The sequence below is a fragment of the Zhongshania marina genome (genome assembly GCF_002915595.1).
GTDB classification, from domain to species: Bacteria; Pseudomonadota; Gammaproteobacteria; order Pseudomonadales; family Spongiibacteraceae; genus Spongiibacter; species Spongiibacter marinus_B.
On the sequence record NZ_PQGG01000032.1, the window covers coordinates 1 to 17,101 of the forward strand.

14 protein-coding genes are annotated in these 17,101 nt (G+C 49.2%); 5 read left to right on the forward strand and 9 right to left on the reverse strand.

The window, feature by feature from the left end; translation table 11 throughout:
• Positions 1-239: 239 nt before the first annotated feature.
• Both C0068_RS14540 and C0068_RS14545 read left to right on the forward strand, forming a co-directional pair.
• Complete coding sequence (locus tag C0068_RS14540; protein WP_103685215.1) at positions 240-1,649, forward strand: wax ester/triacylglycerol synthase family O-acyltransferase; 1,410 nt, start codon at positions 240-242, stop codon at positions 1,647-1,649.
• 44 nt (positions 1,650-1,693) lie between these two features.
• Positions 1,694-3,682, forward strand: coding sequence for an SDR family oxidoreductase (locus tag C0068_RS14545; RefSeq protein WP_103685216.1), 1,989 nt, complete (start codon positions 1,694-1,696; stop codon positions 3,680-3,682).
• Here the strand turns inward: C0068_RS14545 and cobB are convergent.
• The 5 genes from cobB to C0068_RS14570 form a co-directional block, all read right to left on the reverse strand.
• Positions 3,679-4,419, reverse strand: coding sequence for a Sir2 family NAD+-dependent deacetylase (gene cobB, locus C0068_RS14550; RefSeq protein ID WP_103685217.1), 741 nt, complete (start codon positions 4,417-4,419; stop codon positions 3,679-3,681). The genes C0068_RS14545 and cobB overlap by 4 nt on opposite strands.
• 20 nt (positions 4,420-4,439) lie before the next feature.
• Positions 4,440-4,883: a TM2 domain-containing protein gene (locus tag C0068_RS14555; protein WP_103685218.1), complete on the reverse strand. Its 444-nt coding sequence runs from the start codon at positions 4,881-4,883 to the stop codon at positions 4,440-4,442.
• 84 nt (positions 4,884-4,967) lie between these two features.
• Positions 4,968-5,453, reverse strand: a complete 486-nt coding sequence (locus tag C0068_RS14560) for a GNAT family N-acetyltransferase (protein WP_103685219.1) — start codon at positions 5,451-5,453, stop codon at positions 4,968-4,970.
• 36 nt (positions 5,454-5,489) lie between these two features.
• Positions 5,490-5,906: a VOC family protein gene (locus tag C0068_RS14565; protein ID WP_103685220.1), complete on the reverse strand. Its 417-nt coding sequence runs from the start codon at positions 5,904-5,906 to the stop codon at positions 5,490-5,492.
• Positions 5,907-5,987: 81 nt separating this feature from the next.
• On the reverse strand, positions 5,988-6,914 hold the full coding sequence (locus C0068_RS14570; protein WP_103685221.1) for a LysR substrate-binding domain-containing protein: 927 nt from the start codon (positions 6,912-6,914) through the stop codon (positions 5,988-5,990).
• Between the two features lie 103 nt (positions 6,915-7,017).
• Between C0068_RS14570 and C0068_RS14575 the strand changes: the two genes are divergently transcribed.
• Positions 7,018-7,878, forward strand: a complete 861-nt coding sequence (locus C0068_RS14575) for a sterol desaturase family protein (protein WP_103685222.1) — start codon at positions 7,018-7,020, stop codon at positions 7,876-7,878.
• A gap of 219 nt (positions 7,879-8,097) precedes the next feature.
• Positions 8,098-9,897, forward strand: a complete 1,800-nt coding sequence (locus C0068_RS14580; protein WP_103685223.1) for an alpha/beta hydrolase family protein — start codon at positions 8,098-8,100, stop codon at positions 9,895-9,897.
• A 30-nt stretch (positions 9,898-9,927) separates the two neighbouring features.
• Here the strand turns inward: C0068_RS14580 and C0068_RS14585 are convergent, their stop codons facing one another.
• From C0068_RS14585 to C0068_RS14595, 3 genes are all read right to left on the reverse strand, one after another.
• Positions 9,928-11,040 carry an alkaline phosphatase D family protein gene (locus C0068_RS14585; RefSeq protein ID WP_103685224.1) on the reverse strand — a complete coding sequence of 371 codons (1,113 nt, stop codon included), beginning with the start codon at positions 11,038-11,040 and terminating at the stop codon, positions 9,928-9,930.
• A gap of 231 nt (positions 11,041-11,271) precedes the next feature.
• Positions 11,272-12,660, reverse strand: coding sequence for a wax ester/triacylglycerol synthase domain-containing protein (locus C0068_RS14590; protein ID WP_103685225.1), 1,389 nt, complete (start codon positions 12,658-12,660; stop codon positions 11,272-11,274).
• A gap of 57 nt (positions 12,661-12,717) precedes the next feature.
• A complete protein-coding gene (locus C0068_RS14595; protein WP_103685226.1) occupies positions 12,718-14,157 on the reverse strand; it encodes an HAD-IB family hydrolase in 1,440 nt (479 codons plus the stop codon).
• A 109-nt stretch (positions 14,158-14,266) separates the two neighbouring features.
• Between C0068_RS14595 and C0068_RS14600 the strand changes: the two genes are divergently transcribed.
• The gene (locus tag C0068_RS14600; RefSeq protein ID WP_103685227.1) at positions 14,267-15,148 is read left to right on the forward strand and encodes a LysR family transcriptional regulator; all 882 of its coding nucleotides are present in this window, start codon (positions 14,267-14,269) and stop codon (positions 15,146-15,148) included.
• Positions 15,149-15,462: 314 nt separating this feature from the next.
• On the opposite strand, the gene C0068_RS14605 is transcribed toward C0068_RS14600, so the two are convergent.
• Positions 15,463-17,025 (reverse strand): transposase, encoded by a 1,563-nt coding sequence (locus C0068_RS14605; protein ID WP_103682677.1) that lies wholly within the window; start codon positions 17,023-17,025, stop codon positions 15,463-15,465.
• Positions 17,026-17,101 lie beyond the last annotated feature (76 nt).

A 17,101-nucleotide genomic window follows, 5' to 3' on the forward strand; every position in this document is an offset into this window, starting at 1 on the left:
CTAATGATAACCTCTTTATGAGGGTGAGTAACTTACCTCCTTCCTAAATGCACTACGGGTAAAAATACTAAACAATTGACCGAAAATTATGATTTACAAAAAAATCGGCAATAGCCAATAAAAACATTAGGACATAGACTAATCTTGTATTCAACAACGTAGCTTACGCTTCGTCAGCGCAAAACGACATAACAACGCTAAATATATCAAATAGTTGCAATCATAGGGTGTGGACGCAAATGGCGAAACTTTCAGTAATGGATTTAGCTTTTTTTCTAACCGAAACCGACGCGAGCCCCAAGCACGTTGGCGGACTGCTAATGTTTCGCAAACCAGCAAAAGCGCCGGCGAATTATGTTGAGCAGGTTGTTGAAGAGTACGCGGGTAATGTAGATGAAATTCGCGCGCCGTTTAATCAAATCATTCAATTTTCGGCCTTTAGTGCGCCACACTGGAAATGCGACCTAGATTTCGATATTAGTAATCACATCTTCTTCCACACCATAGACGGCACGGATTTTCGTGAAAGCCTTTATGAGCTGATTGGTGATTTACACAGCAGCCGCATGGACCGAGCTCGCCCCATGTGGGAAATGCATGTCATTCAAGGCATAGACGACCAGCGTTTTGCAATTTATACCAAACTTCATCACGCCTATGCGGATGGCGTCACCATGTCGTCATGGCTGGTGAATAGCCTTAGCAAATCTGCAAGAACCCAAGCCGTTACGCCCATATGGTCGGTCCTACCCCAGAAGCGACTGCAAAATACCGCTGACAGTATTTCCATCATGAAGATGTTAACTCAGCTCGGCGGCCGCTCTAGCGATTATGTAAAAGCACTCACCGGCCTGACCAAGCTCAGCGCACAGCTGGCCTTAGAAACCTTAAACCTGACCAAAAACGCTGTCGCCGTACCATTTAAAGCTAATAGCTCTACGCCATTAACTGGACAAGTCAGCGCTGGACGTCAAATTGCCACTGCGGCCGTTGATATGGAGCGCGTACATCGCCTGCGCAAACTCACTCGCTCTACCCTCAATCATATTGCTTTAACCTGTATTGACGGTGCACTGCATCGGTATTTGCAAGATTGCGGAACCGATATTAACGAGCCCATCACCATTCAAATGCCGGTAAATCTGCGCCAAAGCGGCGATGACAGCCTCGGCAATAAAATTGGTATCGTACTCGTCGAGCTTGCCAGCAAAACCACTGACCCCTATGAAAGATTGCGGGAAATCGGTTTTACCCTCCGCAATGTTCGTTACCAAATCGACGGTGTACCGCCGGCGTCCGTTATGGCGTACACGGTGTTACTCGGCGGCGTATCGCTTATTGGCGAAGCGTTAAAACTCGGTGACGTACTGCCACCACTTGGCAACACCTTGGTTTCCAATGTACCTGGACCAGCTAAAGCGCTATATCTAAAAGGTGCAAAATTAGAAGAAATGTACCCGATTAGCGCCTTAACACCGAGCAACCACCTCAATATTACGCTATACAGTTATGACGGCCGCTTACAGTTTGGCTTGGTTGCCACCACCGCCATGCCAAATCTTGAGGTGCTCGGCAATTATATACACGACGCCTTTGACGACCTTGAAGAGGCCGTTTTTCCGTCAACACTTGCTAAAACGAAAAAATAACAAAGCAACGAACATAAAGAATTAAAGAAACTTGGAGATACACCATGAGCTATTTTGTCACCGGCGGTACCGGTTTTATAGGTCGCTTTCTCATCGAACGTCTCGCAAAACGCAAAGGCACTATTTATGTTTTAGTGCGCCGAGGCTCAAAGCAAAAATATAAAGACCTTCTGGAACGAACAGGGCTAAGTAGCGACCGCCTAGTCGCTATTAACGGTGACCTCTCTAAACCCCGTCTTGGTATTAGTGCCAAAGACATGGCGACGCTCAAAGGATCCGTTAAACACTTTTACCACCTAGCTGCGATCTACGATTTAAAAGCCGACGCGGCAAGCCAAGAAATCGCCAATGTAGAAGGCACCAAAAACGCCATCGCGGCGGCAGAGACCATGAACGCAAAATGCTTCCATCTCGCCAGTTCGATTGCCGCAGCCGGTCTGTACCGAGGCACCTTTAGAGAGGATATGTTCGAAGAGGCCAAAGGCCTAGACCACGCCTACTTCCGCACCAAGCATGTGTCAGAAGGATTGGTGCGCAATGAATGTAAAATCCCCTACCGCATCTACAGACCTGCAATGGTTGTGGGGGACTCAAAAACCGGTGAAATCGATAAGATCGACGGCCCGTACTATTTCTTCAAATTGCTTCAAAAGCTCCGCAACCGTGTTCCGCAATGGGTGCCATTGATCGGCCTAGAGGGCGGACAGATGAACATTGTCCCGGTTGACTATGTTGCAGACGCGATGGACTTTTTGTCCCATAAAGCTGGGTTAGACGGGCGCTGCTTCCACTTGGTTAACCCAGAATCACAGCAAGTTGGTGAAGTATTAAATATCTTCTCGCAAGCTGCTCACGCGCCACGTTTTGCGCTGCGTATAGATATGCGAATGTTTGCGTTTATTCCCGCCTCTATTCTCAATTTATTAAAAGGACTGCCGCCGGTTCGCAGAATCATAAACGCCATTTTAGCGGATTATCATATACCGCAAGATGCGGTCGGTTTTATGAATATGCCGACCCGCTTCGATACAAGAGACACCCTCAAAGCCCTGAAAGGCAGCGGCATCTCTCCACCGGCCTTAGAAGATTACGCACATAAAATTTGGGATTACTGGGAGCGCAATCTCGACCCCGACTTATTCAAAGACCGCTCGCTACGCGGCAATGTGCAAGATAAAGTCATTGTAATTACCGGCGCCTCTTCGGGCATTGGTAAAGCCGCAGCAATCAAACTCGCCGCAGCCGGCGGCAAGGTGATCTTGGTTGCCCGCACACTCGAAAAACTGGAAGAAACTCAAAAAGAAATTGCAGAAAAAGGCGGTACTAGCTATGCCTACAGCTGCGATGTATCCGATTTAGCATCCTGTGACAAATTGGTCGCAACCCTGCTAGAAAATCATGGCCAGGTAGATGTGCTAGTCAACAACGCGGGGCGTTCGATTCGGCGCTCGCTAGAATTAACCTTTGATCGCTTCCACGATTTTGAACGCACCATGCAGCTGAACTACTTTGGCGCAATTCGCTTAATTATGGGCTTGGCGCCGTCGATGCTAGAACGCAAAGCGGGGCATGTGATCAATATTTCATCGATTGCCGTTATTGTTGGTACATCGCCACGCTTCTCGGCTTACGCAGCATCAAAATCTGCGTTAGATGCCTTTTCACGAGCCGCAGCAGCCGAGTTCTCTGACCGGAATATTGCGTTTACAACGATTAATATGCCATTGGTCAGAACCCCGATGATTGGGCCAACCTCAATCTACAACTCGGTGCCCACCCTGTCGCCAGACGAAGCCGCAGACATGATATGCAATGCCATTATTCGCAGGCCGAAACGCATCGCGACTGGCCTTGGCATTACCATGCAGGCACTTAACGCAATTATGCCCAAGGCCGTAGAAATCATCATGAACACGGTTTTCCGTACCTTCCCAGATTCATCCGCCGCTAAAGGCGACGGCGAAGAGAACAAGACCGAGGTTTCTTCTGAGCAAATAGCACTAGCTGCGGTACTCAAAGGTATCCACGTCTAAACCTTCCCCACATTTGGCAACAAGAGGTCATGAGCCTCTTGTTGCTCCGCAACAAAAGCCGGCACGACCTCCCCCGCCAATCCATAACGATGCTCGGCAAATGCTGATTCCACCGCTGAGGGTTCTAAATTTATTTCCATTGTATGCGCGCCCGACATGGCGGCGTGACGCACAAAACCTGCGGCGGGATAGACGTTGCCAGAGGTGCCTATCGCCAAGAATAAATCACAGCCTTCTATGGCGTCGTAGATCTCCTCCATTTGCAGAGGCATTTCACCGAACCACACAACATGGGGTCTTAATGCACCGCGCATACCGCAGCATTCGCAGCGGTCATCCACACTGATATCTCCCAATATTGGGTAGACAATATCGGTATAGGCACAGCGCATTTTTAACAATTCGCCGTGCATATGAATGACATTTTTTGAGCCCGCTTGCTCGTGTAGATTGTCGATATTTTGGGTGACGACAAGCAAGCCATCCCCCAAAACCTCTTCTAATTTTGCTAGCGCAAGATGTGCAGGATTAGGTTTTACAGCGTCGCTTAATAGTTGCGCGCGGCGACCATTGTAAAAGCGCTGAACCAAGACCGGATTAGCGGCAAAGCCCTCTGGTGTTGCCACCTCTTCTACGCGGTGCTCCTCCCACAGGCCATCTTCGGCGCGGAAGGTTTTTATGCCAGACTCCGCCGAGATGCCTGCACCGCTCAATACTACAATGCGTTTATAGCTCATATTAATTTACTGATATACCATTAAAACCAAGGACGCTGGCCCGTAACGTAAGTCTGCTCAAAGTCATCATCTGATTTGGTGATATATATAATAAATTCTATGAAAGCGATGATGCCGATTGCGATGGAGGGAAGGCCCAACAAGATAAAGCCAAACAAGAAGGTCAGCAGCATGATTACGCCCTGCTTGTTATAGCCGAGATAAAATTTGTGAACACCAAAAGCGCCAAAGAAAAATGCCAATAAAGCCGCGGCGATTTTCTTAGAAGACGCAGACGAGACGGTTTTATCCAAATATAGCTGGGTGGCGCTTTCACCGTTAACAACAAAATCTACCGTCAGCCCAGTGCTAGCACTGCCTTCGCTTTTCCACTCTGCGCCATTAAAGTTATAACGCTTGCCGTCTTCACCGGCGATTACGCCCTGCGACGTTGCTGCATTGAAGTCGAGAATTTTGCCTTTCATAAAATACCTTCCTTAGCGTGAATGTAAGGCCAAGCATAACGCGGCACCCTTTCGATAACCACATCAAACGTATTACCGTAGGGCCTAGCTGGCGGATAAATCCTTTTGCCAGAATAGCGCCTGCCCCTGCTGCGGGTCTAGCTCGTAGGCAGCAAACCCACAGCGCTGATACACCGCCTGTGCAGCCTTATTGCCCTGCAGTACTTCAAGGGTTAATTTGCAGCAGCCGCGCTGTCTAGCTAAAGCTTCAATCTCTTGCATTAAGCGCTGCGCCAGCCCCCGCCCACGATATTCTGGCAGTACAATCACATCGTGAATATTTAGCAGCGGCTTACATTTAAAGCTTGAAAAACCCTGCATTGCGGTCGCCAAAGCAACTGGCGACTCACCATCGTATATCAATATTGTTGCCGCATTCGCGAGCGTTGCTAAAGCATCGCACAAGCCAGACAGAACCTCTTCTGGCAGCGCTTCACCGCCACCCATAGGGTCTAAGGCGTAATTTGCCATGAGCATTTCAATTGCGGCGCGATCCTTTGGCGCCCTGTAATCTGCCAGTTTTACGTTCATACTTTACTCATTATTTCTGCTATTTGTTCGGGCTCATTAAGCAATATCTTCAGCACCTGGCCCCAGCGGTTGGCCGTAACTAAATTCAACAAAGTTACCAGCGGGATCGCGAACACCACAGTAATAGCCGACGGGATATTCCTCCTCGCGGGTTGCCCATTCTAAAATACCGTCGGCGCGGGCGCGCTCGGCGATTTCATCCACGGCTTTGCGACTTTCCATTGCAAAACCTAAATGTGAAAAGTCACCGTCGTCCTGAGGTCTATTTTTGCCCCCCGGTATTAGAACTAGAATAAATTCCTTTTCCTTGCCCCGCTCCGCCAGCCACTTCACCTCACCGTGTTTATGCGGCCGCGCGTGAATAATATTCATGTCGGCATAGTGGTGATAAAAATCAACACAGGCATCTAGATCCTGAACATGCATAGCAATATGGGTCAAAACAGCGGGCATGAGCTTCTCTCTATCATGTTGTCGTTCATATCCAAAATCAGACAATAACAAGCGCCACCGCCGAGGTCGAATCGCACGAAGTTAATGCTCAGCCAATCCATCTGCCACCTGCTTAACCGTATTTCTAAACCAGCGATGACCAGAATCATTTTGCAAACTATTTGCCCACATCATCCAAATGGGAATGGGCGCAATATCGACCGGAAACTGAAACCATCGCAAATCAAAAGCCTCGGCATATAAGTGATACAGCCGCGATGGCATGACTGCGAGATAATCCGTCGCCGCAACCACCGGCAGCATGCTGCAAAAGTTTTGCACCTGAGCTGCCCGTTTACGAGGAAACTCCCTGCCGCCCAAGGCCAATTCTAGTTGGCTGCGCTCTCGACTTCTAAGCGGAAGAAACACGTGTTCCTCTGCAAGATATTGATCCAAGCTCAGCGTGTGCCCCTTACGCCCAGCAAATCGCGGATGTGATTTACGAGCAATCACCACTAGCTGCTCCGCAGATATTTGCTCGGCCTGTATAGCGTCAGTTTCAGGCTTGACGTAGTCCACCACCAAATCAACATCCATACGCTGTAAACGGCTAATCGAGTCGTGCTCCAAAGGCAGGGTATCTAATGACAGCCCCTCACCACTGTTATGCAACATAGCCATCAGCGGCCCCAGCGCCACCGACTCAAAATAATTATCTGCCGCCACCGAGAAATTGCGCTCCGCCGTCTTCGGCTCAAAGTCATCACCCTGCACTAGGGTGGCGCGAATTAATTCAAGCGCTTCCCGAATCGGCGGGTATATGGCAATGGCACGGGGCGTGGGAATCATGCCCTGACGACTGCGAACAAAAAGCTCATCGTGAAAGGTGAGCCTCAATCTTTGCAGCGCCGCGCTCATTGCCGGCTGGCTCAGACCAATACGGTCGGATGCGCGGGTCAAATTACCTTCAATCATCAGAGCATCAAAGCTCGCGAGCAAATTTAGGTCTACTGAGCGCAAATTAATCATAATTATCACTCTTATGGATAATAGACATATTAAATATCTAATATACAAATAATTCTAGTGCGCTAATCTGTAACGACAAAATAACAAGCACGGTATCTAGATCATGGATAAATACGTAAGCCTTTCCGTTATCGCCTTCATCGCCCTCGCCTCGCTGTGGGAGTTTTTAGCTGGCCGCAATAGCAATGGCAAAAAAAGCAAAGAAGATTGGGGCATTGCAGTGCTTGCCTCGGTATCACTGGCTGCGGTTCAGCGTCCTGCCTTGGTTTTTGCCACAGCATGGCTTGGCAGTGTGCTGGTACCGCAATTTGAAGGCGGGCTGGCGTGGCTGCAAGAGGTCTATTTTTGGCCAGTATTAATAGCTTATATTTGTCTAGAAGAGCTTATTCACGGCGGTGCCCACTGGTTCTCCCACGCCCGCCGCATGCGCTGGAAGCCACTGCTTTATTTGCAGCAGTTTTTCAAAATTGGTCACAGACCCCACCATTTCTCCGGCACTAATGACGGCAAGGGCGAGCTTACCGTCACCCAAACTTTTGTTGAGCACTGGTTGTTCTGGTTCATCATGCCTAACTTCTGGTTCCAGTTTATTTGCCTCTACCTTGGTCTGACCGAAATATTTTTGTACGGCACCGTGTTTAAAGGCCTGTGGGCGGCGCACAACCATGTGAACTGGAACTACGATTTATACTTTTTGAACCACCGCTGGGCATGGGTTCGCAAAACCATGTACGCCCTGTGTCATGTGCTGACCTTCCCTACCCAGCACCATCATCACCATGCCCGGGGCAAAAACTCAGCGAAGAATATGTGTAATCTCCTGTCGATTTACGATTGGCTGCTATTTGGCACCCTCGCTATTGAAAATTCACGCCCCACCCAATACGGCTGGAAGCAATCACCACAGGAGGAACACAGTATTTGGTACCGCTACTTCGCAATTGACACGAAAAAACTCGGCTAAACTCCCCCGCTATCTTCGCGCGCCAACTTTTGGCGCGCGACCGCAAAACATTCCCACTAAGTGCAATAGCTCACGAAACCAACATCTTTCATGGTTTTAGACTTAATATTTGCACTGAAAACATTATACTGAGCCCTCTGAATTTACGTATATTGTAGAAACATCGGCTTTATCCCAATGAATGCCTACCCTACGACACTATAACAACGAGGCAACCTCATGCTCCCCAATTACCGTCCGCTAACTCAATTCGCGACTTTTTTTCTTGCGGCCAGCCTCACCGCCTGCGGCGGTAGCTCCAGCTCCTCATCGGGCAATAGCCCTAGCGGCAATTCTGGTGGTAGCAATACAGGCCAGCCAGAAACCAAAGCCCATTTTGACCAAACCCTCACCGGCTTTGACGATGAAACCGTGGCATTTACCGTATACGTGCCAGAAAACCCCCAGGGTGAACGGGTACCACTGATCCTTCACAGCCACGGCTTTGGCCTGTCTAGAGCCAAAAACTTTGAAGACCCAGACCCTGTTGAATCCTTTTTGACCAATGATGTTTCCGGCGATGTCGCCCGTCGCGCTTGGTTAGAAAAAGGCTTTTATGTGATCAGCTTTGACCAGCGCGGCTTTGGTGAAACCACAGGCAATATCACGGTAATGGACCCCGACGTCGATTGCCGCAATGTGTCGCAAATCATCGACTGGGCCGAAGAAAACCTCGTTAACCTTAGCTTTGACGGCGACGACCCAATGATTGGCGCCATTGGTCTGTCCTACGGCGGCGGCTTTCAAACCGTGTGCTCAAGCGTCGATAATCGCTTCGACGCAATTGTGCCTTTGGCAACGTGGAGCAATCTACCCTATAGCTTGTATGCCAATAACACCCCCAAAAATATTTGGTTAGATATTTTATCCGTCGCCTCTATGGGTAAACTCGAACCCTATCTTTTTGAAGCGATTATCGGCGCCACCACAACAGGAGAAATAGATCCGGAAACCGTCGCGCGCTTGGGCAGCTATAGCCCACTATCATTCTGCCAAGGTGGACGCAGCGACGGCAGAACCTTATCAAACGCCGATGCTCTATTCATTCAGGGCAGTAACGATGTGCTGTTTAACATTAACGAAGCGGTAGAAAACTACGAGTGCTGGAAGGGACAAGGCAACGAAGCACATTTATTTATTCAGCGCGACGGCCATATATTACCCGCGCTGCAAGAAGCGGGTCGGCAAATTTTGTTTGGCACCGAAGGCACCCTTTACTGCGATGGCCAAACCTACGCAAGCGATGATTTAGCACTGAATTTTCTCGCCTCTAAATTGCAAGGTACTAGCTCTGCCGCCATACCTGATGTGTGCTTCAGCCTGACCGCAAAACAATCCGGCATTACCAGCAGCGAGGTAAAACGCGGCGGCTCATTAAACAACCTTGCGGAAACCCAAATTATTCCCGGCGGCTTAAGCAATGTGGTCGACCTCCTTATATCTTTGCCACTGCCCACGGTTCTTGCCACTTTATCCTCACTCCCGCTAGAGGCAATAAGCACCTTAACAGCGGTATTAACGGCTAGCGCAGACCCCACATCACTGGTTAATTATTTAGACGATATTGTTAATTTATTACCCAGTGAATTGTTGAGCCAGCTCGTTGCCAAGGGCACATTTATTCCCCTGCAAACCGTGGACACAGACGGTGTACTAGCGGGCATTCCATTGGCCATGCTCAACGTCAGCGGAGGCAATGACGACGCTAATCTTTTATATATCGGCTTAGGCAAACTGCCAGCTGCAGGGGGTGACTTTACTTTGATAAACGATCAAGTTCTGCCCATACGCGGCAGCGGCCTTCTAGCCCAAGAGATGATTGGTGTTTCTGACAGCGTTGCGGCGGGCGATACCATTGGCCTAATGGTCTATGGATTTCACCCCTATTTTACGCACCTGGCTAGCATCGCTCAGCCGCCGCTACCGGCCGTCGTCAGCGGCACGGTGGACTTGCCTTTTATTCCAACAAGCAATCAGTAAGCCTTTCTTCAAGTTCTGTCACTGGCGGTATTATTTCAAGGCCGCCAGTGGCACTCTCTCTTGCTGAACAAGCTTTCCCTGCTTATCCCTTATCTGCAATGCCAGCACCGTGCCCGACGGCTTGCGCTCTATTTTAATTGTGCCGAAATTGTCGACCAGAATATTGTGTTTGCGAATCCGTAAACTATTTACTTCGCTGGCGGCCGGACTCTGCTCACCCATGGCTGAATTAAGACCGCTACTGGTTACCTCATAAAGTGGATACATACCCTCTGTTTTCAACCGCGAAATTTCCGCCAAATGCCGATCGCCACTAAGCAATATCACGCCATTCGCGCCGCTGCTTTTGAGTAGCGCGAGCAGGCGCTCCCGCTCCCGTGGAAAGTTCGCCCACTTCTCAAAACAATGTTCACTCGGTAATACCTGGATACTCGACACCAGCAAGCGAATATCTGCGGGCTTCTGTAATTCGCCGGCCAGCCACTGCCACTGGGCCTCCCCTAATATGGTGGCTTGCTCGCTGTTATTGGCGACGATTCCCGTTGGCGCACACACACTGCGATCGTCATCCCGCAACAAAGCACTGCGATAACTGCGGGTATCTAGCAAAATCATCTGCACGCGTAATCCCGCCGCTTTTACGTAGGCGGTGTGATACACACCCGTCTTAGCTGAGTCCCCTATTTCTGCTGGATTTAATTGGAAAAACTCACTGAAGTACTGCTTGGATTGAGACTTAAATGGGTACTCTTCGCCACCGTCATTCAAGCCGTAATCATGATCATCCCAGGTGGCATACACACCCGTTCCTGACTTTTCGGCACTCGCTAAAAAAGCGCCAAACTCCACCCCCAGCGCCAAGTCGCGATACGCCTGCTGAATACGCTGCGGTACACGCTGTTTTAAATAAGGCCCCACATCGGTATAGACATTGTCGCCAGCAAAAATAAATGCCTCGGATTGCTGAGCTGCAATTGCCTGCCATACCGGCTGATCCGCCCATTGCCGCAGGCAGGAACCAAAACTAATAACCGCGGATTGATTAGATGAAGAATTAGCCTGTGCCGGAGCCAACACCGGCTGACTAGAACAGGCACTCAATACCGTTGCAGCCACAAGCGCAAAAAAAGTCGTCCTAAACATACATCGCCTCGTTAAACACAAATCCAATACGGACGATGTTTTAACAGCTAGCGATGACAATTTTAGGTCAACACCAATAAAACAGTTTGAAATAATATTTGGCGAGAAAAATTCGTCTTAAAATAAGTATAGTAAGAACGGAGGCTCTTGCAAAAATGCCCCTAGGCATTTCTCGCTAAAATACCTTGCCAAACCCCAAAAAAGCAAAATTTTAATAAAATATACAAACACTTAAAGCTTTGATTTCATCTCAGTAAAAGACGCTTCAATACACTCCATAAAAAACTCAATATCCGGCAAAATACTCGCCGTTGAAATCACATTGAAGTACAGCTTGCCATTATAGCTAGGCGTAGCAATAAACAGCCCCATACCTTCGCCCAGTGGCGGCAAGCCCCCCAAGCTTTCCAATCGATGCCCCGCAAGACTAATTGGCTCAGCAGGCCCCGGCACATTAGAAACAAACAAATTGCAGGTCGAGCTCGCCGCTGAGGTCGCATTAATAGCACGGGCAAACAAATACTGTTCGGTTGCGGGAAGGTTCTTTGTGACGCTCAACAACAGGCCTGTCGCTGACTTTCCGCCTTTACCATTTTGTGTTGCCGCCACAATTTTCGCCAAGCGCGCTGCGGGATCGGCGATGTTTGAATATATCGGTGCGGTAAACGCGCTTAGATTATTACCAGTATCACTAGCGCCACCTGAGCCGCGCGCATTAACCGGCACCCATGCGACCAGCGAATGCGAATTAAGCTCCTGATGTTTTTCAAGATACCGCCGCAGCGCACCGGCACATATAGCGAGTATTACATCATTCATGGTCGCGCCGGCATGAAGACCGCGCAAAGCGCTAAGGACTTTTAGATCGACACTAACAACATCAAATATCTTGTCACCGCCAACACTCGCGTTAAATCGGCAAGGATAAACCCGTGGTCTTTCAGAGGGTTTGGTGCGCAAAAAACGCCGAGCAGAATCGCTTACATAATCCGTGCTTTTAAGCAGGGTACGGCCTAAATCGACGGAGTGACGCAGCCTATTTTTTACCGCTCGTCCAGCAGCATTAGACCATGAAAACTCCTCTACGCCACTTTCATCTAGTGATGCAGATTCATCAACATCGCTAATCGGGCTCGCAAAGCTAGCCAATAATTTCACCATTCCAACGCCATCAATCGCAACATGATGTAAGCGAATAACAATCGTAAAGCCGCCCTTATTGCTGCCATTGCAATTTACACCGGTGAAAATGGTGATATCCCAAAGCGGGCGATGCATATCCATAGGCTGGGAGTGCAAATAACACACTTCTTCGCGCAGAGCCTTCCAATCGCCCAGCACCGTAAGTGGTGTTACGGTGAAATGCGCATCGGGTTCAAACTCTTCGTCATATACCCAATACGGATAATCTAGCTCGGCTGGCAGTCGCAGCAAACGTTGAGAAAAAATAGGATGGGGCTTTAATTTTAATTGTAAAAATTTTATCAAAGCGCCGTAATCTACGCCTTTCTTCTCGCCCTCTGCGGGGCCGTCAAAGTTCAGCAGAAGCGTTATATGATTAAAATTATCAGCAGTTTCGGTATAAAGAAACTGGGCGTCTTGGGGTTTAATCTGTTCCATTATGTCTCTCGCGGTATTCTGTAAGTAGCCGTTTTACAACATATATAAAGCCTTCTCTCAGGCGGCGGTGGTTGATTTATCTAAGGTCTTTTTATACAGCGCTTCAATTTTTGCTACTTGCTTGTCTAAGTTTTCTACCGTCCAGCGACTGGTATTAATCGGGGCCAGAATCTCTACTTCAACAGTGCCTGGGTAATACAAGCTATCACCTTTGGGGGACACATCCATCGCGTTGTGAATAACAATAGGAACAATCGGCACCCCAGCCTGCATCGCAATATGAAATGCACCTTTCTTAAAAGGCTTGGGCTTTTTGGAATGGGTTCGGGTTCCCTCCGGCGCCATCACCACAGAAATTTTATCTCGCTTGATTCTATCCACCAGCGGCTCTAGCGCGGCAATCGCACTTTTACTATTTGAGCGGTCAATGAGCACAACACCAGCCATTTCCATCGCCGCGCCAACCAGTGGCATTTGCTTAATTTCGGCTTTGCCTACGCCGGTAAAATTGCGACGTAACAATTTAGAGCAAATCAACACATCAATATCGCTTTGATGATTGAAAATAAAAACGGCAGGACGCTCGACCCACAGATGCTTTTCGCCGCTAATGTCTAATTTAAGACCCGCAACAGCACCGGCAACATCCGCAAATAAGGACGTAGCAAAATTCCTCGCCTCCTGCCGCGACCCCGTCAAGGCCCAAATGGGCAAGCCTGCCAAGGCAGATCCAACTAAACTCAATTTGGTGGCAACATTGCGGGTAAAGCCAAGGGCATTGCTGCCTGCACGACGCTTAAAAGTGCGAACCGGCCAGCCCCGGGTTTCTGCAATGTCACGCAATTTTTGACTTGGGTTCAGTGGCCGAGGATTACCGATGTATTCCAGCAGTTCAATATCATCGGTGCTGTCTGAATAAAAATAGCTATTTGTTAGATCCAGCTCTTTCTCCTTGGCTAAATCAAGGGCAGCGTTGACCTTGCCCTCACCAAAGCACAGCGGGCCACCAAGCTCACCTGTGAAGATCCCGTCCTTCACTTCCATCGTGCTACAGGCTATATGCTCAATACCCAAATACTTGGCGCAGGGCCCAACTTGATAAGGCGTGGCCGATGAAATAATCGCAACCGTGTGCCCCTTGCGCATATGAGCCTCGATTAAAGCGCGGGATTCCGGATAGATTTTTTTCGCCAAATCTCGCTCAAAAATCAGCTGGGCAACGTCAAGATAATCATCCTCTTTCAACCCTTTCATACTCTGTGCTGAAAGCGACATCAGTGCCGCAAAGTCCGCTCGGCCTAAGCCAAATTTTCCAATCGCCTCTACAGTAGCAACAATTTCAGAGGGTGCTAAATCGCCCCGACGCACCTGCTCACGAAGAAAACTAAACACCGAATAACCAGCAATAATAGTGCCGTCAAAATCAAACAATGCCGCGATTTGTGGGCCTGCAGCAGCTTTATTAATTTCTGCAGTAATTTCAGTATATGGAGACATGCTGGTGTAGCTCCTTGTTTTCTCTAAGAGGCGAATTTAGTCCATTTGACAACGCTGCAACTATTCAGTCCAATACTATTTTTCCTACACTATTCGGAAAACGTATACCTTGAACAGCAGCAAATTACGCTACATTGTAGCGGTTGATCGTTTCGGTTCGATGACGGCGGCAGCCGCGGCCATTCACGTGTCGCAGCCCAGCCTAACGCGAACGGTGGCCGAGGTCGAAAAAGAATTGGGCATCGCCCTCTTTGAGCGCCGCGCAAGAGGCGTAGTCGCCACGACCCAGGGACGCAGCATCATTGACCGCGCAGCGCGCATCCTTGCCGACATAGAAAGACTCGACATGGATGCCAAAGCATTCAGAGCATATCGGGAATCGCATTTACGGCTCTGCATTTCTCCGCCGCCACTAATCACCCTGATGAACCCTGCCCTACCGCAGTTACTGGGTCGCTATCCGCAGCTAAAAGTCGATATTAAATCCCTCGCAACAGACAGCGCCATCAGCCTCTTACGCGCGGGGGACTGTGATCTTATTATCGGCCCCACACAGGCGCTTGAAGAAAAGCGCGAATTTAAAATTATTCCCCTAAAACCTTTCGACGCCTACTTTTTTACCCGTCGCTCTCACCCCCTCGCCAAGAAACGTACAGTATCTAAGCAGAACATCCTAAATTTCCCACTGGTGCTGCCCGAGCGCGACGGCGCCTCGCCGGAAATCACCAACCGCCTTTTTGGCGACACTGAGATCCCCGCAGATCACCCCATCCACATCATCGGCCATTTTCCACTAGCTTGCGAAATAGTCGCTGCCACCGATGCAGTTGCAACCGTGGGACAAACTTACTTAAACAATAAGGAATTTCTAAAACGCTTTACGATTCTGGACTTCACCTCAGCCGACAAACTTAGCGTGTGCTGTGCCCACCGACCGGAATTTGAATTATCTGCCCCCGCGACCGCGCTAGTTGAGTTGCTCGCGCAATAAGACGCCGATCTATCCATTAGCTAATCGAATTAGTAAATTTACTACCTAACTGCACTGGGGCGAAAAAAGCGATGGCCAGAGCTGCTAAGAAAGCGGACGGTTAAAAAACCGAAACTGATGGAAGTTGATAGGTTTTTTACAGCCTCAACGAGGCTGTAGATTTTCTGATTTAGCAGAACGCATGATTCCTCGCGCCTCAAAATCTTGCTTATTTTCGGATTTCTTCACAACGCTTCCTGCTCCTTTGGATTTCTATCAGCCGCTTCGTTTTGTTCTGAGGCACCACTTTGAGCTGTAAATGGCCCTTGTTCCGCCTAATATAACCCGATTCGACCATAGCGGGAGAGCTTCTCAATATTGTGGACTAAACAATACAACTGCCACTGTCCTTGAACCTTGTCTTTGCCCCTCAGCGAGAAGCGGTTCAAGCCTTTGTTGGTACCGATGTTACCAAATACTGGCTCCACTACAGACATCCGGTGACTGTAGATCAGTTTGCCCTTGGCACTGTCGACCCGCTTTTTCATCCAGTCTGTCGCCGTCTTGCCACTATCAATAGTGAAGGCCACTTGGCGACCGTGGCCATGCCGTGTATCGGCTGATGCTGGGTTGCGCATGCAGTCAGTCTTAATTGGGCAATGGCGACAGTCGGTGAGCCTGCCCTCAAAGCTGAGCTTGAGTTTGCCGCCGGTGGTAGTGCCTTCGCTGTGCAGCCACATCTCTTTTCCTGTCGGGCAATGGCAGGTTTTCTTTGTAATATTGAGAGTAAACTCGCTGGCCGGAATGACTGACTTCTGGCCTTTCACTGTGTCCCGATGGCGCTTCCCGTACTTGGCTTTCTGATCTTTGAATTTTGGATCACGCTGACGGAATTGATTGTCGGGGATGTAGGCGTTAATCCGGTTCTTCTTCAGGAATTCGTTATTGGCTTCATTCGCAAAGCCAGTGTCAGCGGTGATGACCAAGCCTTTTCCGTAGATGGAGGCATTGATGTTTAAGCGCTCGAAGCGGTTCTCGACTCTGCCTAGAACAGGCTTGAGTGTATGGTGCTCCTGACCTTCGCCAAAGGCTTGGGCATCCACAATGATCTGGTGCTTTTTATCTACGGTGGCTACTCCGTTATAGCCTTGGATCGTGCCTTTGCTGGTCAGCATTTTGGCGGATTGGTTGTCGGTGATATTACTTTTTACTTCCTTTGGCCGTTGTCCTTGCCCCATCCTTGGGGCTGCTGTCTTTAGGAAATCGTTGATTTTCTTATACTGCTTGAACAGGGTATTGGCGGCCTGCTCGGCCCGTTGCTGGCGCACCTTCTCGTTGGGTTTACGTGCATCCAGGCGCTGATGCTCTTTGATGTGGTGCTGAATCTGTTTGCGGAGTTTGGCGGATTTCTGTGCGAGTTCGTCAAAAGTACCTGAGTGCTCTTTCGCCGCATTGGACGACATTTTGCACCCGTCGATGGCAAGCAACTCCAAACCCAGCAAGCCTTGCTGGTCACAGACCAGCAGAACCTCCTCAAACACCGCTTCAATGGCATCGGGGTAGTTGCTAACAAAACTGGCAATAAGCGTGAAGTGGGGTACCGAATCGCAGGACAGCGCCTTAAAGATAATATTGTGCTCGCACTGCCACTGGATTTCCCGACTGGAAGTGATCCCCTTGGAATAAGCAAAGAGGATAATCTTGAGCAGCACTGCCGGGTCGTAGGCCTTGCGACCACCTTCGTCATTGTTGTACTTGTCGTAGAAGACTGACAGATCGATATGATTTTCTATGAGATGGTGCAGCGTAAACTCGAAGGTACCAGGCTGAATTTGCTCGGCAAAATTGATCACAACCATCGCATCTTGGTTGTAGTTGTAAGGCTTGAACTTGGGCATGTCATCACTCCCTGATCAGATGCCTGATTTTAGCAAAAAACACTGGTTTTTAAGAGAAAATCTACAGCCTCAACGC